This window comes from uncultured Subdoligranulum sp., from assembly GCF_963931595.1.
GTDB lineage: Bacteria > Bacillota > Clostridia > Oscillospirales > Ruminococcaceae > Gemmiger.
Genome location: NZ_OZ007030.1, coordinates 2,940,930 through 2,962,943, shown reverse-complemented (window position 1 = coordinate 2,962,943; position 22,014 = coordinate 2,940,930). Strand labels below are relative to the sequence as shown.

Here is a 22,014-nt window from a genome sequence, read left to right as displayed (position 1 = left end):
ATGCTGAGCAATGAAACGGTACGTAAGCTGCAGGAGATGCACCTGGGCGTCATGGCGGAAGCCTTTTCAACCCAGCTGCAGGACAGCCAATTCCAGACCGTTTCCTTTGAGGATCGGTTTGCCATGTTGGTAGATGCGGAGTGGAGTGCCCGGAAAAGCAACCGCCTGACCCGCCTCATCCGCAACGCTGGTTACGCGGATCCTGCCGCCTGTGTGGAGAATATCGAATATCTGCCGGAGCGTAAGCTGGATCGGGAACAAATCCTGCGTTTGGCATCCTGCACTTACCTACAGGAAGCGCACAATGTCATCATCCTGGGAGCAACCGGGGCCGGAAAGACATATCTGGCCTGCGCCCTTGGCATGGCTGCCAGCCGCAGTTTCTATTCCGTGCGGTATATTCGTCTGCCGGATCTGCTGGTGGAGATCTCTGTGGCCCGGGCCAACGGAACCTACCGGGATTACATGAAAAAGCTCAGGAAAGAGAAACTGCTTATTTTGGACGAGTGGCTGCTCTATCCCCTCAAGGAGGCCGAGGCCCGGGATGTGCTGGAACTGGTAGAGGCCAGGAACAAGGTGGCTTCCACCATCTTCTGTTCCCAGTATGACACCAGCGAGTGGCATGAAAACCTGTACGATCCCACCCTGGCCGACGCCATCTGTGACCGGATCATCTACAACGCCTATACCATCCAGATTGAGGGCGAGTCCATGCGCAAGCGCAAGGGCATCCCCGAGTAATTCCCTGCATGGTGGCCCGGTGCACCACGCCCGCGGCCACCATGCACCATTTCACCGAAATGGGTGCACCATTCCGCCGGTGACGATGCACCATCATCTGCGGTCAAGCTGCACTTTTTGAGCGGCGTACGCATGTAACGGATAAGCTACAGTTGGCTTCCAGGAATTTTGGGGGCACCGCAAACACTACCAAGTCTGTTTTAGGGACACGAGAAAAAGTACCATGAAAACTATCTTGCTAATCATGATTCTAATAATCATAATTAGAAAATTATTAGATTGGCCGCTGCATCCACTATGTTCATCTGTTTACCTAAGCCGACCTTTTCACGTGTCGTTTTCTCTGCTCACCTCACACTTATCGTTGTGTGCCCTTTTCTTTACTTGCCGTAAAGGCCACAATGGCATCCACATTATCCACAATAAAATGCTGGGCATCCTCGCTGTATAAAACCACCTGATAAGGGCCATATTGTCCTACCCGGTTATCCACCGATATTCCCAGCTTTTCCCCGCTATCGGTGGGACGTCGACGCTGAGTACCCACCGCATTTTCCACCAGCTTGAGCATCCCTACTTCCACCAGCCAATCGGTGATCTGGCGATAGCTGATCTTCTTGCAGTCCTGTGTGCCGACAGCATCGTTCATCCGCCGGGCCAGCTCGCTGGCAGGAATGGGTTGGGAAGAAAATTCCACCTGTTCCCGTTCCTCCAGGCTCAACTGGAAAGCCTGCTTTTTGCCGGTTTTCTTGGCCGTTGTTCCTTGCATCTGCTCCTGCAGAAACGCTGATGCCAAAAATAGGCTCCGTGACACCCGCACATCGTTGACAATATCTTCCTCTGGCAAAGGCTGTCCGGTAAAAGGGTTCAGTCCTTCCGCCAGGCTATCAATACACTGTTTGACCTTGCGAAGTTTTTCCACGTCTGCCATGAGGGTGCCTCCTCGTTTTTCTTTTACTTACAGTATAAACCGTGCCGGTCCTTCGTTGCAACGTCCAAATGCCATTTTTTCTTGCCAACAAACTCAACTTCTTATAGTTCGGTACTTCATTTTTTTGTAATGAAAGCAGAATTTTACAGCTTATGTAAAGAACGAGAAACCGGTGTCAAAGTCTTACCACCTTATAAACGGATCTTTATTTTTCAAGAGAACGCTTGATAATATCATGGTTTTATTCGTAGTTAACATCTAAGAGGCATTCGCATAGGAATTTTTATATCAACATTTATTGTCTACATAAAATGATTACATCGGCACGCAATTGTGGGGCCGAAGTGATTTATTATATACCGAACAAAAATCCTACCGCCAGAGGCCCCAGCTAAAACAAGGAGCGAAAGCTGATGCTTTCGCTCCTTGTTTCCTATTCCATAGAAATTTTTAATGTTTTTCCCAAACTCTGCGCCATTTTCTGCAAAAAAGCCAAAGAAGGATTATAACTGCCACTTTCAAACCGAGAAATGTTAGCTTGCGCCGTTCCCATTCGCTCTGCCAATTCTTTCTGGGTTATTCCAAGTGCTTTACGACATTTAATTTCAGCGCAGATAATTTCATACTGAGGGCCAAGAGCCTCATATTCCTCCTTGACATCCGGACGCTCCGAAAAAATTTTGGCCTTGTAATCATTGAAATTCATTTTAAATATACCTCATAGTCATTCGCAATAGTATTGTTTTTATCGCTCAGACATTATTATGCACTAACTCATTTATTGATAATATAAGTCATGCATCTGTACTTTTATATAAACTATCGCTTGTGTAGCAATAGTAATTTTCATGTTTTATGTATGCTATTGCATTTTCAGCAACAGCATTTTCATGAGTTTTATCAACAGTATCAATTAGGTCGTTTGTATTAGCAACTATGATGTCATACTAGCATTTTCTAAATTGTGTTTTTGTTGGAACCTGTCATCTATCCTCTTGTGATCTTCTTTTTTCTAACTCTGCCCACCTACTTTTCGCGATTGCAATTTCTGTACGCGGCGTTTTTTGGGTTTTCTTCATGAAGCCATGAAGCAATACTACCGTATTTTCATCGCAGACAACATACAGAATACGATAGGCATTTGTAGAGAATTTAATACGCAGTTCCCAGATTGGACCTTCCAAGTGCTTTACATTGGGTTCACGAAGTTCCAATCCCATCTGTTTCAGTAGTTCGATTCCTCGAAGCGCCTTCGCCAAATCCTTGTCCGGCAATGACGATAAAAATTCTCCGACGACCTCATCACCTGCCGGTGTACTGTAAAACTCAACTTCCATATTTTCCAGACCCCCTTTCTCATGAAAGCAAGAACATTATATCATATACGATATGTGTCTGTCAACCGTTGCTTCCACCCAAAATGTTTCTCACCTCCACTCCACATCGTTCAGCAAAGTCCATGGTGTTTCTTGTTCCCCCTGGCTGGCCATTATAAGCTGAGATCACGAGCATTGAATGCCGTACCATCCACTCATTTCGTTTCTGAAAGCATCCCCTGTAATACCTGTCACTAATAGCCACCCGGAGATCGGCTTCTCTCGCAATTTTAGTGTATAGCAGACGCCACTTTTCTTGCCAGCTCCGTTCAAAACCTGGAAATGGCGTCGCACAAATCAAATGTATTTGCTTATATCTTTCCTTTTTCTGCAGTACCATTTCTGCCGCCCATAAATCAAACCCACGTGCCATTCCGGTAATAAACGTGGAAATTCCTCCTTCTATAGCATCATCCACTGCAGAGGACAACAACATCTTTATCTTCTCTTCTGTAACTCCCAGTTTTTCTGGCCGATGCCCTGTGAAGCAGCATCTATAGCTCCGCATTTCCTTTTCTGTGTAGTTCATGCCATTGCCGCCTTTCTACCCGCTATCTGTCGGGTAAATACAGTTTAACATAACGGTATTTGCCCGACAACTTGCAGGTATTTTCCACTCATATAATCAGGTACACTGTTGTTAAGAAAGGCGGTACCGGGATGGATGTGTTGGAAAGACTTCGTAAGCTATTGCAAGAACGCGGATGGTCGGAATACCGCCTTGCGCAGGTATCCGGGCTGAACGAGTCCACTATCTCCAATATTTACCGACGCAACACGCTGCCCACGATTCCCACATTAGAGGCTATTTGCAAGGCATTCGGTATCACACTTTCCCAATTTTTTGCGGAAAGCGACATGGTTGAGATGACACCGGATGTGAAGGAATTGTTGGATGCCTGGGTATCCTTAACACCGGAGCAGAAACGCATTGTACTGCAAGTTGCTAAATCCTACCACCGAGACATATAAAAAGAGCGGCGAACGCAAATTCTGCGTTCGCCGCTATTTCTTTTAGAGCAATTATACTTTTCCCTTCTTATTCTTCCGCTTTTTCGCTCTTCCTCCACTGCCGCCTGGGTTGTCACAATCCAGCCAGGTCTGCGCTCTCCGGCCAACAAATCTTCCACTCAAAGTATTCCTTTTCGGTAATCTCCCCCTGGCGAAGCTTCCGCTGCACTTCCGCCCAATCCTTGAGGAAATCGTTCAGGATCGTCGAATTGAACCACATGGCCACAGGGCTGTTTGGCGGCCAGTCATCGTTGTCATCATAGCGCAACGAAAAATCCTGGTTGGCGTTGTACCGGGTCTCGGACCGCTGTGTACGGACCAGATTGATAATACCGGGCACTTCCTCATCCAGCCAGAACAGTTGCTCCATCATATCGGCGGCAGCGCCGTTTCCGCCTTCCGACAAGGCCATCGCAGACACATTCAGCGCTTCGGCCATTTTCTCCAGCAGCGGCTTTTTGGGAATCCGGTACCCCATCTCATACTGGGCGATGCGGTTGGCGCCGCCTGCGCCCAATCCGATCTTTTCTCCCAGTTCCTTCTGCGTCATCTGCCGATGGCGGCGTATCCGTTTGATCTTCTCGCCGGTCGTCACGGTTTTGCTCCTCTCCAAGCCGTTATCGCGTCCACGGATTTTCCGTGGACGCGTCTTTTTGTATTCATTGTACCCTACCCGTCCCCGTTTTACAAGGGAATTGTAACAAATTTGCGAAATATATTGACGTTCGCATTTTTGCGAATTATAATATTCTTATCAAATTTGCGAAAGTTCAATAGAGCTTCCGCAAATGATTACAGAAAGGAGATTTGCCTATGATTATCCAATCCGTACACTTCCATTCTATGAGGGTCGCATGTCTGCGAAACGACTCATCCCGGAAAAAGAGCTGAAAGCCTGCTATGGCCTGCTGTTTGCCGACTATCCCGATGTGGTGACAGTCCGGCAACTGCAAACTATGTTGGGCATCAGCCGTCATGCGGCGTATGATCTGCTGGGGGAAGGCGAAATCGGAGCCCTCAAACTGGGCAACGCCTACAAGATTCCCAAAATCAATGTCATCCGTTATCTGCTGACCAATGCACAAGGGGCGGGTTTTGCCGGGCAAGACCTGCAAAGTGAATCATAGCATGATTCACTGGAAATCCGCCGCAGGAAAAGTGAATCATAGCATGATTCACTTTTTGCTGTATTGCGGCCAAAGGTATCTTAACAAGATTCACGCAAGCGATCTTCCCAGCAAAGTGAATCTTATTAAGATTCACTTTGTACCTCCGCCCAAATCCGCGCCGTGCCGCCCGCCGCCGGGCGGCGGGCACGTCACCCGCATTGTCGCAAAGGTCGCGCCACAGAGCCCCGTTTGGCGTCCTGTGGCCCAGCAAGAAGGAGGCGTATGCCATGCAGAGAAACGAACCTATTGATGCTGAAACTCTACTTTCCACCCCGCTGCCGCCGGTGCGGTGGCTGATTCCCGGCCTGCTGCCCGCCGGGCTTTCCTTGTTGGCCGGTGCCAGCAAGGCAGGCAAAAGTTGGCTGTGCCTGTGGCTTTGCCTGCAGCTGGCCCGGGGCGGCGAGATCTGGGGCCGCACCGCCCAGCCGCAGACTGTACTGTACCTCTGTCTGGAGGACACCTACGCCCGCATCCAGGGGCGTTTGTTCCGCCTGACCGAGGACTCCGTTCCCAGCCGGTTGTACTTCCAGACCGGAAGCTGCGCCATCGGGGACGGTCTGGAACTCCAGATCGAGAAATTCCTGTCCCAGCACCCCGAAACCAGCCTGATGGTCATCGACACCTTGCAGAAGGTCCGCACCGCCGACCCGAACAACGGCACTTACGCCAGCGATTACCAGGATATGAGCGCGCTGAAATCCCTGGCGGACCGCCGCGGCATCGGGTTGCTGCTGGTGCATCATCTGCGCAAACAGGGCGCATCCGACCCGTTCCAGCAGATTTCCGGGTCCAACGGCCTGATGGGCGCCGCCGACACCATCTGGCTGCTGCAGCGCCAGCGGATGAGCGACACGGCCCGGCTGCTGGTGACGGGCCGTGACATGGACAGCTGCACCCTCCACCTGCAGACCCGGGACTGCATCTGGCAGCTGTTGGAGGAGGAAACCGCTGAGGAGCAGGTCCGGAAGGCCGTTCCGGACTATCTGTGGCGGGCGGCGGACTTTATCCAGCGCACCGGCAGCTGGACAGGCACCGCCACCGACCTGCTGACCGCCGCCGGTATCACCGATGTGCAGCCCAACCAGTTCACCCGCAAACTGGTGGAGCACTTCTACACGGTGTTTGCCCCGCAGGGCATCCGCTACCAGTCCCGGCGCACCTCCAACACCCGGCTGCTGTGCTTCACCTGTGACGGGGATGACGGTCATGACGGTAGTGACGATGATACCGGCAGATCCCCTTTACCGTCTGGTACGGTACCGGCTGGTGAAGAGGGTGCGGCCCCCGTACCGTCATCATCGTCATCACCGTCACCGGGGCCGCATCACGGTAGCGAGCATGGGCTTTGTGTTGCCGGCGGGCAACCCTTCGCCGCGGCGGACACCGCCGCTCCTACGGGGACGGCCCCGAGCCCCGATTTCTCACGGGAGGCGGCCTCGTGAGAAACCGCACTGTGGGCATCAACGTGCGGGTGACACCGGCTGAAAAACACCGGATGGAATCCGCCGCCCGGCGCTGCGGTCTGACGCTGTCGGAATATCTCCGGCAGCGGGCACTGGGGTATACTCCGCAGTTTCATCCGCCCGCGTCTTTGTTTTCCGCTCTGGAAGAACTGGACGCGCTGGCGGACCGTCTGCCGCCCGGGGACGCGCTCCCCTGCCGGGCGGCAACAGACCAGATCCGGGACGCCCTGCTGCCGAAGGAGTAATCTCTGGCCGTCACCAAGATCTGGCCGGTGCGGGACAACCTGCGCCGGGTGGTGGACTACGCCGCAAACCCGGAGAAAACCGAATACGGTGCCCTGTCCCAGGCGCTGCACTACGCCGGGAACGACGCCAAGACCACCTTGACGGAAAGCGCCAAGCTGGTGAGCGGCATCCACTGCCGCCCCGAAACCGCCTGGGCGGATATGCGGGCGGTACAGCGGAAGTTCGGCAAAACCGAGGGCGTGGTGGCGATGCACGCCTACCAGAGTTTCCAGCCCGGCGAGGTAACGCCGGAACAGTGCCACGCCATCGGGGTGGAGCTGGCCCGGCAGGTGTGGGGCGGGCGGTTCCAGGTGCTGGTAGCCACCCACATGAACACCCACTGCCTGCACAACCACTTTGTCATCAACGCGGTGTCCTATGTGGATGGCAAAAAGTACGAGCAGCGCCGCAGCCAGTACCGGGAGCTGCGGCGCGCTTCCGATGCCCTCTGCCGGGCCCAGGGGTTGTCGGTGGTACAGACCCCCGGCAAGAGCACACCGCGCCCCCTCTACGAAGCGGAGCGCCGGGGCGAACCCACCCGGTACAACCGGATGCGGGAGGCACTGCGCTCCGCCCTCCAGCAGACCAGCACCGAGGAGGACTTTGCTCTTACCCTGCGTCGGATGGGCTACCTGTGGCGGCGGGAGGAGGGCCGCAAGTATGCCACGCTGCGTTCGGTGGACGGCGGCCGCCCGGTGCGGGTGCATCGCCTGGGCCCGGAGTTCGACTGGCCCGCGCTGGCCCGGGTACTGGACGCTCACTATTACCAGTTCGGCCCCCACTATTACAGCCTGTTCGGCGGGTACGACCGTCCCAGGCGTCCCCCCTGCCGTTCCTGGGCCAAAGTGCGGTACAAAGGCCTGCTGGACGAGCTCTTCGGAAAACCCCACCTGGGCCAGAAGTATCTCTACTTCCGGTACAAGGTACAGGCCAAGCCGAATTCCCGGGCGTCCATCAACTGGCCGGAGATCGAAGCGATCTGGCGCAACGTAGAGCGCACGTTGGAGGAGATGCACCTCTGCTTTGACCGGGATTTCCACACCACCGACGAGGTGGAGGCCCGCCGCCGGGAACTGGCGGCGCAGATCGACGCCCTCTGCAAGGAGCGCGCCGACTGTGCCCGGCTGCTGCGCCACAAGGTTCCGCCGCCCGGCACCGCCGAACGCCGGACCGAACTGACCTGCCAGATCAAGGCGCTACGACACGAGGATGAAGTCTGTGACAGGATTCTCCGGAGGGTACGAGCCACCACCGCCTGCCGCAAGGCGTTGGCGGAACAGGCCCGCCAGCGGGCCGAGGAAAAAAACCGCCACCGTCAACGCCGCCGCGATCTGGAGCGCTGAACCACAACCATACCAAAAGCCCGCGCCGGGAAGTTCCCGACGCGGGCGCTTTGGTAGATTCGTACCCAAAACAAGGGCGTATCCTTGTGTAGATTTGTGAATAGCTTTTGCCAAAGATTCCGGGTATTGTTGTGTTGGACCCGGAAACCCGTACAAACGATTGTGAAAGGAGAAATGCCTATGGTAGCAGGTCGCCTGCAAGAGAAAAACGGATATTACTACATGGTGCTCAGCTATACCGGTGCCGACGGCAAGCGCAAACAGCCCTGGCACGCCACCGGCTTGCCCGTGAAGGGCAACAAAAAGCGGGCGGAGGAGATGCTGCGGGAATTGCGCCGCAGCTTCACGCCGCCCAAACCCAACCGTAAAGAGGAACTGAGCCCCGATATGCTGTTCAGTGACTATATGCTCTACTGGCTGAAGATCATCCGCCCCGCCGTGCAAGAGACCACCTGGTCCTCCTACAACTTCAATGTGAAGAATCACATCGTCCCCTACTTCGAGCCCACCGGCATCACGCTGGGCGGGCTGCAGGCGCGGCACATCCAGAGTTTCTATCTCCACAAGCTGGAAACACTGAAAGCCACCAGCGTACTGCGGTTGCACGCCAACCTGCACAAGGCGCTGAAATACGCCGTGAAGCTGGACCTGATCCCCGGCAACCCGGTGGACAAAGTGGAACGGCCCAAGCCCGAGAAGTACATGGCCGCCTACTACACCGCCGAGGAGATGGAGCAGCTCTTCGAATCCGCCCGGGGGCACCGGCTGGAACTGATCATCCAGTTCGCAGCCTTCTACGGGCTGCGCCGGGGCGAGGTGCTGGGCCTGCGGTGGGACGCCGTGGACTTCGAGGCCGGTACCCTGACCATCCGCCACATCGTGACCAGCACCAACCTGGAGGGCAAACACGTCCTGGTGGAGGCTGACCGGGCCAAGACCAAGTCCAGCCTGCGCACCCTGCCGCTGGTGGCCAGTTTCGCCCAGCGGCTGCGGGCGCTGAAAGAGCAGCAGACCTACAACGAGAAGCTGTGCGGCAACTGCTACAACCAGAAGTACAAGGGCTATCTGTTCGTGGACGAGATGGGCAATCTCATTTTGCCCAACGCGGTGACCGACGGATTTGCCAAGCTGCTGGCCGACCACGGCCTGCGGAAGATCCGCTTCCACGATCTGCGCCACTCCTGCGCCAGTCTGCTGCTCAAGCAGGGTGTGCCCATGAAGCAGATTCAGGAATGGCTGGGCCACAGCGACATCTCCACCACGGCCAACATCTACGCCCACCTGGATTCTCAGTCCAAGCAGCTCAGCGCCGCCACCATGGAGCAGGCACTGCCGCTGCCCGAAGAGCTGCCGGAAAACCGGTGGTAATCCTACACTGGTTCAGAGCGCGAGCTCCCGACGCAGATCGGTGAGCCAGACAGGCGGCGTATCGGTTGCGGGCAGCAGTTCCCCGTTGCGATAGAAAGCCACCACCCGGAAGCCATTGTCGTTGTCATAGAAGGTTGCTTCATTGCACAGCGGCAGCAGCTTGCCCAGGTCCCGGAAACGCCGGGCAAACCGGCGCTCCACGTCCTGGGTCGGGATGTCGTGGCCGCCGCGGGCCACCCGGTTGGCGATCCGCCGAACCGATTCCTCGGCAGTATCCAGGCCCACATAGTACAGCCGCACGGTGTAGCCCTTGTCCCGGGCCGCGCGGGCCATTTTGCGGGAGAAGCTGCCCGAAAGGGTGCTTTCCTCGGTGAAGTCGATGCCCTGGGCCAGGCAGTCCTGCAGTTTGGCAACGGCAGCCTGGCCCCCGGCATACTCATCGCCGCCGTGCTGGGCGGTCAGTCTGTCGGGGTCCACAATAACGCCCAAGTCGTCCAAACAATCCTTCAGAACACCAGACAGACTGCTCTTGCCTGCCCCGTTAACCCCGCCCACGATGGTAAATGTCGGCATAGCGCTTCCTCCCAAACGGCAAGGGGTTCTTGCCGTGAAAATACAAAAATACCCTCAGGAAGATTCCTGAGGGATTTGGCGGAGATGGTGGGAGTCGAACCCACGCGCCTCTCTCGAGACCTAAAGCATTTCGAGTGCTCCCTCTTACGACCTCTTGAGTACATCTCCATATTTAATTTTTCCAGCACCGCCTTGCAAACCTTTCGGAAAAATGCAAGATTTCGATGCAAGATAAGCGAATAAAACCGGAAACCATGCCCCGGGGAAATCCCGCCGTCACGCCATTCGCGGCGGACGAATCGGCCAGTGGGTCACGCCCTTTCGAGTGCGACCTCTTCGACCTCTTGAGTACATCTCCATATTAAGTTTTTCCAGCACCGCCTTGCAGCTCTTTCGGAAAAATGCAAGATTTCGATGCAAGATAAGCGGATAATAACCGGATGCATACCCCGGGGAAATCCCGCCGTCACGCCATTCGCGGCGGACGAATCGGCCAGTGGGTCACGCCCTTTCGAGTGCGACCTCTTCGACCTCTTGAGTAATGCTCCATCTTCGCCGTTTCGCACGGCGTACAGTTCATTATAGCAAAGTTTGGGTGTGCTGTCAACGATTCTCCCTCAGAACAGCCGCTGTTTCTGGGTAGGCTGGGGGTTGAAGGGGGTATCCTCGTGGTGGCGGCGGATAAAGACCTGCTTGGTCTTTTCGGTGACCGAGCGGCCGTTGTGTTTGGGCACGGTGTAGAAAGTACGGCTGATGTTGTAGTAGCCGCGCAGCCGCTGGACCAGGTACTGGGCCACGGCGGGCAGACAGTCGGTGTCCTCGATGTTTTCGTAGTTGTAGTCGCCGTAGAGGAAAGGAATCTCGTCGTTGCCGGCGTAGAGGGTGATGCCCGCCTCGTCCAGCACCACTTCCCGGATGACGCTCTGGTGCAGGCCGGCGGTACCGCATTCGGCGGCCAGTTTGGCGGCGCGGGGGCGCTGGGCCACGGGCACGCTCTGGGGGTCCAGCTTTTCGGTGCCGCGCTGGCCGATCTCCAGCAGGATGTCCCGCATCATGCGGCTTTCCAGCAGGGGGCGGATGCGTTCCCGGGCGCGGGCCTGTTCGGTTTTGTTCTGGATGGCTGAAATCAGACCCATGGCGGGCGCCTCCTTTCGTTGGTGACAATTTGATTACAGTATACCACATCCGGGCGGGAAATAACAAGCCCGGTTCCGACAAAAAATGCCGCGCTTCCTGCGCGGCCTGTGGCAAAACAGAACGGAGATCTTCACCCGGCGGCGTGGCGGAAGCGCACGACGCCGGTGCGGTCGAGGCCGGTCATGACGGCGGGGATAAGCACCAGCTGGAGCACGATGCCGGGCACGGCGGTGAGCAGAGCGCCGGACAAAAAGGCCTGTAGCGTAAAGCCTTTGCCGGCAAGGCCCAGCAGCACCACTTCGGCCAGGCCCCAGACCAGGCGGCCGCCCACCATGGCGGTGAGCAGGCTGGTGTAGAGGGCAGCCAGGCCGCCCTTGCGGAGCAGGGCGTAGACGGCGCCGATGATGAGACCGTAGGCAGCCAGTTCAAAGGACATGGCCAGGGCCACGGGGTAGAGGGGCGGCATGCCGAAGAGGGCGGAGCGCAGCAGCGGGGCGGCGAAGCCGATGACAAGGCCGTACTGCCAGCCGCAGAGCAGGCCGCAGAAGAGCACGGGGATGTGCATGGGCAGCAGCATATTGCCGATGGCCGGGATGCCGCCGGTGACGATGGGCAGCACGAGGCAGAGGGCGAGGAACAGGGCGGACAGCACCAAGGGATAGGTTTTTGCGTGGGTATTCATAAGGGAATCTCTCCTCATCAAAAAGTGTTCCGGCGCCGCCCTTCCTGGGCAGGCCATGCCTTCCTGGCTTTTCTCAAAGGAACCGTAGAGTATTTTACACCGACATACCGGTGGTGTCCAGTACAAAATCGCAGGATGTTTCGGGGTGGCAGGCGGAAAGATACCCCTCTTCCAGGGGGATCCAGCGGGCCTCAAAGGCGGCGAAGTGGTCGCCTTCCCGGGATTGCAGACGCTCACGCTGGCAGGCGGGGCTGCAGGTGACGAAGACGCGGCAGGCGGCCTGCACGGCCAGGTCGGGGTGGAGGGAGTAGCTGCCCTCCAGGATGGTGAGGGGCCGGGGCGGCAGCAGGACCGCATCTTTAAAAGTATCCCGGGGACAGACATAGGCGCGGTAGCGGGCGGTATGGCCGGAGAGCAGCGGGTCCAGCACTTCTTCGCGCAGCCGGGCGAAGTCCATATTGGCGCCGGGATGGTTCATCCAGTCGGGGCGGCGCCGGGCGAAGGGCAGGTAGAAGTCGTCCATATGCACCACCTGGCAGTCCAGTTCCTGGCCCAGCCAGGCGGCCAGGGTGGATTTGCCGCTGCCGCAGCGGCCGTCGATGACCAGCAGAGCGGGGGCGGGGTCCTGCTGCAGGGCGCGGGCGGCGGCCAGCACGGGGGCCGCGGCGGCGAACAGGGCGGCGCTCATGCGTCCAGGGTGCGCCGGACGAGGGTGACGGCGCTTTCCAGGTATTCTTCCAGGCGGCAGTCCTGGGTGCCGGCGATCTGGACGCCGCAGTGGGAGGAGGGGATCAGGATCTTTTCCGCCTCCGACCCGGACACCGCCGAGGCCATCCGGGGGGAGACTTCTCCCATGATGCCGTTGGCCAGGATCATGCCGATGGGGCCCAGGATGATGTCGGCCCGGGAGGCATTGTACACCACGGCGTTTTCGCCGGTGGCGCCGCGGCGGGCGCCGGCTTTCAGCATGGCGTTGGTGGCCAGCACGTTGGTGCCCACGGCCACCAGTTCACAGTCGCCGGGCAGCACGGGCGCCAGCATCTTGATGAGCTGGGTGCCCATGCCGCCCCCCTGCCCGTCCAGCACCAGTATGATTTTCTTGGAATTCATCCTCTATCTCCCTTCCTCTTCTTTCTTTGATAAAGAAAGAAGCAAAGAAATTTTACCATTATACCCGGGAATGGGTTTTCCCCCGGAACTGTGCAACGCCCGTGGGGTTCACATCCCCGGCACCTGCCTCTCCCCGGAATCTGTAGGGCGGGGTCTTGACCCCGCCGGAAAGCCTCTGACGGACACACAGGACCTCCCCGTCGGGCCACCCCTGTTTTCTGACCCCGGTGAGAGTTTCTTCGGTTCCTTCTTTGCAAAGAAGGAACAAAAACAACCACCCAACAAAAAAGCGCGGCCCGCATAAGGCCGCGCAGGGTGTGCAAAATTGCTTATTCAGCGTGGATTGCACCGGTCGGGCAAACGCCCTCGCAGGCGCCGCAATCGATGCAGGAACCGGCATCGACCACAGCCTTGTCCTCCATGCTGATCGCACCGACGGGGCAGGTGTCAACACATGCACCGCAAGCAACGCACTCGCTGGAAACGGTATGAGCCATCGTGAACTCCTTATCTCCGTGCTGATTGATGTCCCGTACCGGCCCTGCACGGCTGCTCCCCGGTATGGTGCCACGGCGGGTACAGGCCCCGCTGCGTTACAGATAGTGTATCACATTGTGTAAAAATTCGCAAGGGTTGCCGTCTGAAAAATTTCTCCAAACCCGGGGGAAATGGTCAATCCTTTTCGGGATCGGGGGCTTTGGGGACACGCTTGCCGCCCCGCAGATAGACGCATTCCTCCCGCTTGTAGACGCGGGGAGCGAGGATCTCCACATTGGAGCGCACCTTGAGGGTGCCCGCCACCACGTTCACTTCCAGCACGGTACCCTCGCCATCGGGGGTGCGCACGATGCTGCCGGGGGTGGGGGTTATGGAATTGAGATACTCGTAGCTCTTCTGCTCATAGGCCAGGCAGCACATCAGGCGGCCGCAGGCGCCGCTGATCTTGGCGGGGTTGAGGCTGAGGCCCTGTTCCTTGGCCATCTTGATGGAAACCGGCTGGAAATTCTTCAGAAAGCGGCTGCAGCAGAAGGGCTGACCGCACAGGCCCAGGCCTCCCAGCATCTTGCTTTCATCCCGCACGCCGATCTGGCGCAGTTCGATGCGGGTGTGGAACTGGGCGGCCAGGTCCTTGACCAGCTCCCGGAAATCCACCCGGTTGTCGGCGGTGAAATAGAAGACCAGCTTGCCCCGGTCCAGGGTATACTCGGCGTCCACCAGCTTCATCTTCAGGCCGTGGGCGGCGATGCGCTGCTCGCAGATCTGGAAGGCCCGCTGCACGTCGGCGCGGTTCTGGCGCATACGGCGCACATCCACGGCGTCGGCCACCCGGATCACCGGCTTGACCTCCCGGGAGAAGCCCGGCACCTCGTGGGCACCGCGCACCACCTCGCCGCACTCGGTGCCGCGGGCGGTGGTGACGATGACGAAGTCCCCTTCCTTCACCTGGAATTCGCCGGGGTCGAAGTAGTAGCCCCGGCCGTTCTCTTTGAATTTTACGGAAATTACTTTCATTGACACAGTCCTTTGTTGTTAGGCGATGCGTGCCGCCAGCAGGGCCACCGCCAGGCGCAGGTTGCCGTTGGCGGTGACGGCGCGGCGGGTCTCGGCGCCGGCGCGCAGGATATCGGCGGCCGCCTCGGGGCGGATGCCGCCGCAGGAAGCCCCGTACCCGGGACGGCGCAGCACGGCGCTGCACACCTGGTCCAGCTGCCACAACAGGGCCAGGAACCCTTCCCGGTCCCGCTCGTACTGGGTCACCAGGGCCAGGGCGCGGTAGGTATCGTTCTGGGCCGCATAGCCGCACAGTTCCTTGGCCCGGGCCAGGGCGGTGCGGGCGGCGGCGTCCTGGAAGGCCCGCAGGGCATTGCCCACATGGCCCTCGTAGACGAAGGCCAGCTCGTCGGCCAGGGCGGCGGGCAGGCCGCGGTCCCGCAGCAGGGCGGCGCAGTCGGCGGCGGGCACCGGGGCGATGGTGTAGGCGGCGCACCGGCTGCGGATGGTGGGCAGCACGGTGGCGGCGCTGGTGGCGGTGAGCAGAAAGAGGACCCCCTCGGGGGGTTCCTCGATGATCTTCAGCATGGCGTTGGCGGAGGACCCGTTGAGGTTCTGGGCGCCGTAGATGAAGAGCACACGGCCCGCCGCGTCGGTGGAGAGGGCGGAATGCTGGATGGCCTCCCGCATTTCCCGCACCCGCTTGACGGGGATCTGGCCGCTGGCACCCTCCCCCTGCAGCACAAGACACTCGGTGTCCTCCTGTTTGAGGACGGCCTCGGCGTGGGGACCGCCCTGGGGGTAGAGGTAGTCGGCGGCCAGACACCGGGCGGCAAACCCGGCGCCGCAGCCCGCCTCGCCGATGAGCAGCACCGCATGCGGCAGCCGGCCGGTGCGCAGCGCGGCGCCCAGCTCGGCTTTGAGGGCGGTATTGCCGGCCAGACGGTCCAGCATCACAGCTTTTCGAACCGCTCCACGTTGGTGACGATGACGGTGGCGCCGCCCACGGTGACTTCCATGGGCATGGCGCTCTCGATGCCCAGGCCCAGGGTGGCGGTGCCGGGGACGATCTCGGTGCGCTGCTTGCAGTACTGGGAGATGATGCCGATGCACTCGTCCACCTTTTCATCCTCGGTGCAGATGAGCAGCGTCATGTTGCCGGCCATGAGGAAGCCGCCGGTGGTAGCCAGGCGGGTGACGTAGAACTTGTGCTTGAGCAGTTCGTTGCAGACGGCGCGGGAATCTTCCTTGTTGACGATGGCGGTGATGAGTTTCATACAAAAAACCTCCTTATGCGGCGGGATTTATCGGTTCCAGGGGTTGTTGCGGTTGTTCCAGTCCCGGCGGCGCTTGTAGCCCAGGACGGTTTCCTTGCACCAGGAGAAGATCTCCGGGCCGAAGAAGGCCACAAAACCGGCCATGCCCAGCACCAGGCTGACCCGGTTGGCGAAGTTGCTGGTGATGAACTGCAGCAGCCACAGGGCCAGTTCGAACCAGCCCAGGTACTTCATTTTGAAGGGGATGATGCCCCACAGCAGGACCTGCTGGTTGGGCCACATCCAGCAGTAGGCAAAGAGCATGCTGAGGTAGACGCCGCTGGGGCCGCCGGCGCCGGTGAGGAAGGCGCCGATCCAGGTACCCACGGTGCCCAGCAGCAGATAGAGGGTGATGCGGAAATCGCCCCAGTAGCGGGTCAGCGAGTTGCCGATCCAGAAATAGAAGAAGAGGTTGAGGATGCCCAGCACGCCGCCCAGCCAGATGGGCTGGAACAGGAAGGTGACGAGCCGCCAGACCTGCCCCCGCAGGACCAGGTCGCGGTCCAGGTCGATGGCAAGACCCAGCCGCCAGTTGACGATGAGGATGAAGAGCCCCACGGCCAGCTGCCCCACCATGAGGGCGTTCACTAGGTACGGGATGCCGTACCGGCCGAAGCGGCGTTCCAGGGTATCGATCCAGTGCATGGGCAGCACCTCCTGAACGTTTCGTATAGTTCTGTTTATTGTAGCATTTTTGCGCGGGAAGTGCAACCGTTCCCTGTCGAAGGGCGGCGGCGCTCAGGCCAGCACGGCCAGGTTTTGGGCGTTTCCGGCGCCGGTGTGGTGCAAAGCGGTGCCGTCGGCGGCCAGGGTCTCTGCCGCTTCCAGGAAGGCGGGGGTCACTTCCTCGCCGGGGGCCAGCAGCGGCACCCCGGGCGGGTAGGCCCAGACGTACTCGGCGGCGGTTTTCCCGGCGGCGTCCTCCATCGGGCACAAGGCGGCCGGGCGGTCCAGCGCCTGGGCGATGGTGCACCGGGCCGTACCCGGGGCGGGCAGCAGGGCGCCGGCCCGGGGCGGCGGCGGGGCGGTTTCGTCCCGCCGGGTGAGGAAGTCCGCCAGCCGGTCCAGGGCATCCCCGGCGTCGCAGGGGCTCGACATGGCCAGCACGTTGGGGCCGCAGACCATTTCCGGCTCGAACCCGGCCGCCCGCAGCGCGGCAGCCCCCGCCCCGCCGATGCGCAGCAAAATCTTGCCGTCGTCATAGCCGTAAAAGTCCCGGCGTTCGGGCCCGAGGCCCAGTACCGGCGTATGGCGCCATTGCCGGGCCGCGGCGGCGAAACGGTCGAGGCGCTTCCGCCAGGCGGCGAAGGCGGCGGGGCCTTCGGCAGCCAGCCAGCCGGTGCAGCCGTCCAGGCTGACGAGCAGCGGATAGCTGGGGGAGCTGGTCTCGAAGACATCCAGCTGCCGTTCCACGGCGGCGGGGTCGATGAGGGTGCCGTTTAAGTGCAGCCAGGCGGTCTGGGTCAGGCTGGGCAGCGTCTTGTGGGCGCTCTGCACCACGAGATCCGCCCCGGCCGCCACGGCGCCGCCCCGCCAACCGTAAGGTTCGGCCAGGGGCAGGTAGTGGGCGCCGTGGGCCTCGTCCACCAGCAGGGGCACGCCCCGGGCGTGGCAGAGGTCGGCAATGGCCTTAAGGTCGCTCTGGACGCCCTCGTAGGTGGGGCTGGTCAAAATAACGCACCGGGCGGCGGGGTGAGCGTCCAGGGCGGCAGTCACCGCGGCGGGGGGCACGCTGCCGTAGACGCCGAAGTCCGGCACCACGGGGGGCGTCAGATAGTGGGCGGTGAGGCGGCCCAGCTCAACGGCATGGTAGACGGCCTTGTGGCAGTTGCGGGCCACGATGACCTCGCTGCCGAAGGGTGCGGCGGCGCGGATACCGGCCAGCAGACCCACGGTGGAGCCGCCCACGAGGTACCAGCACCGGGCGGAGCCGTAGAGGGCGGCGGTGCGCCCCATGGCTTCGGCCAGGATGCCGCTTGCGTCGTGGAGGTCGTCGGCGCCCTCGATCTCGGTGAGGTCGAAGGCGTAGCACCCCAGCCCCGGCGCGGGCGGAACCCGCCGCTTGTGTCCCGGCATGTGCAAGGGGTACCGCGCCCCGGCCAGCGCTTCACATTGTTGTTGTAAGATAGAACTCATAGTATCTCCTACTTTCTTTGCACCTACTTTCTTTGCAAAGAAAGTAGGCAAAGAAACTCCAACATTTTAACCCGTGAATCTATGGCTGTGGAAACTGCCCTGCCTCGCCTTTGCAGGGAAACCAGGCAAAGAAACTCCAACATTTTAACCCGTGAATCTGTCTGTTTCCGATGGTTGTAGGGCGGGGTCTTGACCCCGCCGGAGAATTTGGCGGTTACGGCAACACCCCGCGGCGGGGATGCTCCCCGCCCTACAGGTTTATTCCAATACGATCTCCGCCTTGCTTCCGGCGCGGGTCTTGGTGACGCGGATCTGCCGGGTCAGCCGGGACTGCAGCGCCTCCACATGGGAGATGACCCCGATGAGCTTGTCGCCGCCGGCAAGGCTGGCCAGGGTGTCCACCGCCTTCTCCAGGCTGTCGGCGTCCAGGGAGCCGAAGCCCTCGTCGATGAAGAGCGTCTCGATGGTGACGCCCCCGGCGTTCTGCTGGATGGTATCGCTGATGCCCAGCGCCAGACAGAGGGCGGCCATGAAGCTTTCGCCCCCCGAAAGACTGCCCACCGGGCGGGTCTTGCCGGTGTAGGCGTCGAAGACATCCAGGTCCAGGGCGGTCTTGCCGCCCACCGCCTCGCTCTTGCGGCGGAGCAGCCGGTACTGGCCGTCCGTCATGCGGGTGAAGCGCAGGTTCGCGGCCTCCACCACGCCGTCGAAGTAGAAGGCCTGGACGTACTGCTCAAAGGGCAGCTTGACCTTGCCGGCCAGATTGCCGTTGATGGTCTTGGAAAGGTTGTCCCACATGGCCCGCTTTTCCCGGGCGGCGGAGAGCGCTTTCAGCGTCTTTTCCATGCCGTCCAGGGCGGCGCGGTTGGTGTGCAGCCGGTGGACAGCGGCGTCCCGGGCGTTGGTGGCGGCGGCGCGGTCGGCCCGCAGCCGGGCCAGCGCCTGCTGGAGCTTGGCCAGGGCGTCGGATTCCTCCTTGCCGGGCACCGTCTCCTGCATCTGCTGCACCCGGGCGGCCGCCGCGGCGTGGCCCGCCTTGGCGTTGGCCGCCTTGCGGGAGGCCGCAAAGGCCTGCTTTTCCAGCCCTTTCAGCTGGTTGTTCAGGTTGTCCAGCCGGTCGGACAGCGCCCGGGCCTGGTCGCTCTGGCGCTTGTATTCCTCGTGCTGGGCCCGCAGCCCCTTGAGCCCCTCGGCCAGCCCGGTCTTTTGTTCCTCCAGGGCGGTGCGCAGTTCTTCCGGGGAGAGTTCCTCCGCCGGTTTGCCGGTGTACCGCCCGGCGCGGCGGGCAAAGAAGGCCCCCGCGTCCCGGGTCAGGGCGGCCCGCAGCTCGGCGGCCCGGGCGGCGGCGTCCCCCGCCTTGCGGGAGGAGGCAGCCGTGTCCCGCCGCTGGGCGGTGAGGGCCTGTTCCCGCTCCTCCAGGGCCTGTTCGGTCACATGGTCCTGGGGCAGCTGGGCCGGGCAGGGGTGTTCGGTGGATCCGCACACCGGGCAGGGCTGGCCCGGCTGCAACTGTTGGGCCAGCAGCCCCGCCCGGTTGGCGTTGAGCTGCCGCTGCAGCGCCGCGTACTGGGCTTCCGCCTCGTCCAGCGCCGCCTGGGCCTTCACGTAGTCCTGCTGGCGGGCAGTGGCCGTCTCGGCGGCTGTGTCCGCCGCCGTCAGGTTGCGCAGCAGCGTCTCACAGGTGGCGGTGAGGTTCTCCGCCAGCTCGATGTGGTGTTCCAGCCGCACCTGCTCGGTGTCGGTCTTGCCCAGGGCGGCCCGGGCGGCCTCGGTGTCGGCGATGGTCTGTTTCAGCGCGTCGCTGCGGGTCTGCAGCTCGGTCTGCAGCGCCTCGGTCTGGCGCTGCACCTCCGCCGTGCGGGCTTCCTCCGCCACCAGTCCCGCCAGCTGACGCCGCCGGGCCACCCGCTCCTCGGCCAGCTTGACCCCGGCGTCACCCCGGGCGATCTTCTCGTCCAGCTTGGCCATCGTTTCGTTCTGCTTGACCTCGATGGCCTCGTCCAGTTCCAGCAGGTGCCGGGCAATCTCCACCGCCCCCGCCGCCGCGAAGGCGTCCCGGGTGTCCTGGAGCTGTTCCAGCCGGGCGGCGGTGTCCTCGTCGGCCCCGGCCCCCAGCAGGCTGCCCACATGCAGGAACAGTGTTTCCTCCAGACGGCGGCAGGCCTCGTCGGCCTCCCGGGCATGGCGGATGGCCGCCTGGCCCAGCCGCTGGTGGTCGGCGGTGTCAAAGATCTGGCGCAGGATGTCCGCCCGGTCGGCCGACGGCGCATTGAGCAGCCGGGTGAAATCGTTCTGGGCCAGCATGGACACCTGGGCGAACTGCTTGGCGTCGATGCCCAGCAGCTTGACGACCGCCGCCGTCACGGCCTGGGCCCCCGATACAGGGGCTTCCGGCTCCCGGACCAGTTCCGCCCGGGGCGGGCTTTTGACAATGCCGCTGCCCCGCTTGGCGGCCCGCTGCTGTTCCGGCCAGCGGCGCACCACATAGGTGCGGCCCCGGTGGGCGAAGGTCAGCTCCACAAAGGTTTCATCGGCGGGGGCGGCAAAGTCGCTGCGCAGCATGGTGGTCTTGCGGTTTTCGCCGGTGGTCTCGCCGTAGAGGGCAAAGGTGATGGCGTCAAACAGGGCGGTCTTGCCGGCGCCGGTGTCGCCGCCGATGAGGAACAGTCCGCTGCCGCCGAACCGGGAAAAATCCAGCTCGGTGCGCCCGGCGTAGGGGCCGAAGGCGCAGAGCGTCAGGTACAGGGGTTTCATGCTTTGGCGGCCTCCTCTCGCAGCTGCTTGACGGCCCGGGCCTCCTCAATGGTCAGGGGGCGGCCGTTCATCTGGGTGAAAAAGTCCTGGAACAGCTCGGCAAAGGGCTTGCCCCGCACGGCCAGCGCCGCGTCGGCGGGGCCTGCCGTGGTGCCCCGGGGCTGGTAGTCCAGCCGCATGGCGTTGGGGTAGGCGGCCCGCAGGGCGGCCATGGCGTCAGGCAGCGGCGTGGGGTCGGTGAGGGTGGCCCAGATATAGTCCTCGGTGTCGGTGGGGTGCTGGGTGAGTTTGGCCAGCGGGCCGGTCAGGTGGCGCATGGCCCGCCGGGGGATCAGCGGCAGCAGCTGGATATCCTCCACGCCGCGGCGGCCCAGGTCCACCAGCGTCACGGATTTTTCGGCGCCGCACTCGTCCAGATGGTAGCACAGGGGTGCCCCGGCGTACCGCACGGTGTCGGTGCCCACCCGCTGGGGGCGGTGGATGTGGCCCAGGGCCGTGTAGGCAAAGCCCTCGAACCGGGAGGCGTCGATGGAATCCACCGTGCCCACCGTCAGGGGTGCCGTCTCGCTGCCCGACAGCTGGGGCGGGCAGACCCCCGCCACCACCATCTGGTGGGCCAGCAGTACCCGCCGGGGCGCGGCGGGCTGGCAGGCCCCCAGGGCGGCGGCCACGGCGCTGTCGTAGTCGGGCAGGTCGGCGTCGGGCAGGAAGTGCCGCACGGTGGCCGCCCGCACAAAGGGCAGCAGGGTGAATTCCACCGGACCGTGGCGGTCCTCCAGCACGATCTGGCGGGGCGCGCCGGTGAACCGCCCGGCCAGGTGTACCCCCTGGGCGGCCAGCAGCCCCGCGGCGAAGTCCAGCCGCTCGGCGCTGTCGTGGTTGCCGGCGATGGCCAGCACCGCAATGCGCCGCCCCGCCAGCTGGGTCAGGAACCAGTCCAGCAGCGTGCAGGCTGCCGCCGGCGGCACCGGGGCGTCGTAGATATCCCCCGCCAGCAGCACGGCCTCCACGTCGTGCTCGTCACACAGGGCCAGCACCTGTTCCAGAATGTAGCGCTGGTCCTCCAGCAGATCGAACCCGTTCACCCGTTTGCCCAGGTGCAGGTCCGCCAGATGCAGAAATTTCATC

Annotated in this window: 25 protein-coding genes and 1 tRNA gene; 7 read left to right on the top strand and 19 right to left on the bottom strand. The window is 61.3% G+C overall.

Annotated elements, in window-relative coordinates; all coding sequences use genetic code 11:
• Positions 1-741 (top strand): IS21-like element helper ATPase IstB, encoded by a 741-nt coding sequence (gene istB, locus ABGT73_RS14105; RefSeq protein WP_346668185.1) that lies wholly within the window; start codon positions 1-3, stop codon positions 739-741.
• A gap of 358 nt (positions 742-1,099) precedes the next feature.
• On the opposite strand, the gene ABGT73_RS14100 is transcribed toward istB, so the two are convergent.
• From ABGT73_RS14100 to ABGT73_RS14085, 4 genes are all read right to left on the bottom strand, one after another.
• Complete coding sequence (locus ABGT73_RS14100; RefSeq protein WP_346670275.1) at positions 1,100-1,672, bottom strand: hypothetical protein; 573 nt, start codon at positions 1,670-1,672, stop codon at positions 1,100-1,102.
• 433 nt (positions 1,673-2,105) lie between these two features.
• The gene (locus ABGT73_RS14095) at positions 2,106-2,378 is read right to left on the bottom strand and encodes a helix-turn-helix transcriptional regulator (protein ID WP_346670274.1); all 273 of its coding nucleotides are present in this window, start codon (positions 2,376-2,378) and stop codon (positions 2,106-2,108) included.
• Between the two features lie 277 nt (positions 2,379-2,655).
• Complete coding sequence (locus ABGT73_RS14090; protein ID WP_346670273.1) at positions 2,656-3,009, bottom strand: type II toxin-antitoxin system RelE/ParE family toxin; 354 nt, start codon at positions 3,007-3,009, stop codon at positions 2,656-2,658.
• Positions 3,010-3,070: 61 nt separating this feature from the next.
• Entirely contained in the window at positions 3,071-3,577 is a 507-nt protein-coding gene (locus ABGT73_RS14085; RefSeq protein ID WP_346670272.1) for an SLOG family protein, read from the bottom strand.
• A gap of 131 nt (positions 3,578-3,708) precedes the next feature.
• Here ABGT73_RS14085 and ABGT73_RS14080 point away from each other — a divergent pair, with 131 nt between their 5' ends.
• Positions 3,709-4,020: a helix-turn-helix domain-containing protein gene (locus ABGT73_RS14080; RefSeq protein WP_346670271.1), complete on the top strand. Its 312-nt coding sequence runs from the start codon at positions 3,709-3,711 to the stop codon at positions 4,018-4,020.
• Between the two features lie 112 nt (positions 4,021-4,132).
• On the opposite strand, the gene ABGT73_RS14075 is transcribed toward ABGT73_RS14080, so the two are convergent.
• Positions 4,133-4,654 (bottom strand): helix-turn-helix transcriptional regulator, encoded by a 522-nt coding sequence (locus tag ABGT73_RS14075; RefSeq protein ID WP_346670270.1) that lies wholly within the window; start codon positions 4,652-4,654, stop codon positions 4,133-4,135.
• A gap of 259 nt (positions 4,655-4,913) precedes the next feature.
• Here ABGT73_RS14075 and ABGT73_RS14070 point away from each other — a divergent pair, with 259 nt between their 5' ends.
• From ABGT73_RS14070 to ABGT73_RS14050, 5 genes are all read left to right on the top strand, one after another.
• Complete coding sequence (locus ABGT73_RS14070; protein WP_050764732.1) at positions 4,914-5,186, top strand: helix-turn-helix domain-containing protein; 273 nt, start codon at positions 4,914-4,916, stop codon at positions 5,184-5,186.
• A gap of 269 nt (positions 5,187-5,455) precedes the next feature.
• Positions 5,456-6,670: an AAA family ATPase gene (locus tag ABGT73_RS14065; protein WP_346670269.1), complete on the top strand. Its 1,215-nt coding sequence runs from the start codon at positions 5,456-5,458 to the stop codon at positions 6,668-6,670.
• Positions 6,667-6,936 carry a plasmid mobilization protein gene (locus ABGT73_RS14060; RefSeq protein WP_346670268.1) on the top strand — a complete coding sequence of 90 codons (270 nt, stop codon included), beginning with the start codon at positions 6,667-6,669 and terminating at the stop codon, positions 6,934-6,936. Before ABGT73_RS14065 ends, ABGT73_RS14060 begins: the two co-directional genes overlap by 4 nt.
• A gap of 27 nt (positions 6,937-6,963) precedes the next feature.
• Positions 6,964-8,319, top strand: coding sequence for a relaxase/mobilization nuclease domain-containing protein (locus ABGT73_RS14055; protein WP_346670267.1), 1,356 nt, complete (start codon positions 6,964-6,966; stop codon positions 8,317-8,319).
• Positions 8,320-8,499: 180 nt separating this feature from the next.
• On the top strand, positions 8,500-9,687 hold the full coding sequence (locus tag ABGT73_RS14050; RefSeq protein WP_346670266.1) for a tyrosine-type recombinase/integrase: 1,188 nt from the start codon (positions 8,500-8,502) through the stop codon (positions 9,685-9,687).
• Positions 9,688-9,699: 12 nt separating this feature from the next.
• Here ABGT73_RS14050 and ABGT73_RS14045 read toward each other — a convergent pair whose 3' ends face one another.
• The 14 genes from ABGT73_RS14045 to ABGT73_RS13980 all read right to left on the bottom strand — a co-directional run bounded on the left by ABGT73_RS14045 (position 9,700) and on the right by ABGT73_RS13980 (position 22,013).
• Positions 9,700-10,260, bottom strand: coding sequence for a zeta toxin family protein (locus tag ABGT73_RS14045; protein ID WP_007047949.1), 561 nt, complete (start codon positions 10,258-10,260; stop codon positions 9,700-9,702).
• Between the two features lie 76 nt (positions 10,261-10,336).
• A tRNA-Ser gene (locus ABGT73_RS14040) sits at positions 10,337-10,428 on the bottom strand.
• A gap of 449 nt (positions 10,429-10,877) precedes the next feature.
• The gene (locus ABGT73_RS14035) at positions 10,878-11,396 is read right to left on the bottom strand and encodes a hypothetical protein (RefSeq protein WP_346670265.1); all 519 of its coding nucleotides are present in this window, start codon (positions 11,394-11,396) and stop codon (positions 10,878-10,880) included.
• 131 nt (positions 11,397-11,527) lie between these two features.
• On the bottom strand, positions 11,528-12,079 hold the full coding sequence (locus ABGT73_RS14030; RefSeq protein ID WP_346670264.1) for an ECF transporter S component: 552 nt from the start codon (positions 12,077-12,079) through the stop codon (positions 11,528-11,530).
• A 94-nt stretch (positions 12,080-12,173) separates the two neighbouring features.
• Positions 12,174-12,767 carry a uridine kinase gene (locus tag ABGT73_RS14025; protein WP_346670263.1) on the bottom strand — a complete coding sequence of 198 codons (594 nt, stop codon included), beginning with the start codon at positions 12,765-12,767 and terminating at the stop codon, positions 12,174-12,176.
• Complete coding sequence (locus tag ABGT73_RS14020) at positions 12,764-13,189, bottom strand: DUF3842 family protein (RefSeq protein ID WP_346670262.1); 426 nt, start codon at positions 13,187-13,189, stop codon at positions 12,764-12,766. The genes ABGT73_RS14025 and ABGT73_RS14020 overlap by 4 nt, the downstream gene beginning before the upstream one ends.
• A 329-nt stretch (positions 13,190-13,518) precedes the next feature.
• A complete protein-coding gene (locus ABGT73_RS14015) occupies positions 13,519-13,686 on the bottom strand; it encodes a 4Fe-4S binding protein (RefSeq protein WP_346670261.1) in 168 nt (55 codons plus the stop codon).
• A 175-nt stretch (positions 13,687-13,861) separates the two neighbouring features.
• Positions 13,862-14,701: a stage 0 sporulation family protein gene (locus ABGT73_RS14010; RefSeq protein WP_346670260.1), complete on the bottom strand. Its 840-nt coding sequence runs from the start codon at positions 14,699-14,701 to the stop codon at positions 13,862-13,864.
• A gap of 18 nt (positions 14,702-14,719) precedes the next feature.
• Positions 14,720-15,634 carry a hypothetical protein gene (locus tag ABGT73_RS14005; RefSeq protein ID WP_346670347.1) on the bottom strand — a complete coding sequence of 305 codons (915 nt, stop codon included), beginning with the start codon at positions 15,632-15,634 and terminating at the stop codon, positions 14,720-14,722.
• Positions 15,634-15,957, bottom strand: a complete 324-nt coding sequence (locus tag ABGT73_RS14000) for a cyclic-di-AMP receptor (protein ID WP_346670259.1) — start codon at positions 15,955-15,957, stop codon at positions 15,634-15,636. Before ABGT73_RS14000 ends, ABGT73_RS14005 begins: the two co-directional genes overlap by 1 nt.
• A 27-nt stretch (positions 15,958-15,984) precedes the next feature.
• Positions 15,985-16,641: a rhomboid family intramembrane serine protease gene (locus ABGT73_RS13995; protein ID WP_346670258.1), complete on the bottom strand. Its 657-nt coding sequence runs from the start codon at positions 16,639-16,641 to the stop codon at positions 15,985-15,987.
• Positions 16,642-16,734: 93 nt separating this feature from the next.
• Entirely contained in the window at positions 16,735-18,132 is a 1,398-nt protein-coding gene (locus ABGT73_RS13990; protein ID WP_346670257.1) for a hypothetical protein, read from the bottom strand.
• Positions 18,133-18,390: 258 nt separating this feature from the next.
• Positions 18,391-20,886: an SMC family ATPase gene (locus ABGT73_RS13985; RefSeq protein ID WP_346670256.1), complete on the bottom strand. Its 2,496-nt coding sequence runs from the start codon at positions 20,884-20,886 to the stop codon at positions 18,391-18,393.
• Complete coding sequence (locus ABGT73_RS13980; RefSeq protein WP_346670255.1) at positions 20,883-22,013, bottom strand: exonuclease SbcCD subunit D; 1,131 nt, start codon at positions 22,011-22,013, stop codon at positions 20,883-20,885. The genes ABGT73_RS13985 and ABGT73_RS13980 overlap by 4 nt, the downstream gene beginning before the upstream one ends.
• Position 22,014 lies beyond the last annotated feature (1 nt).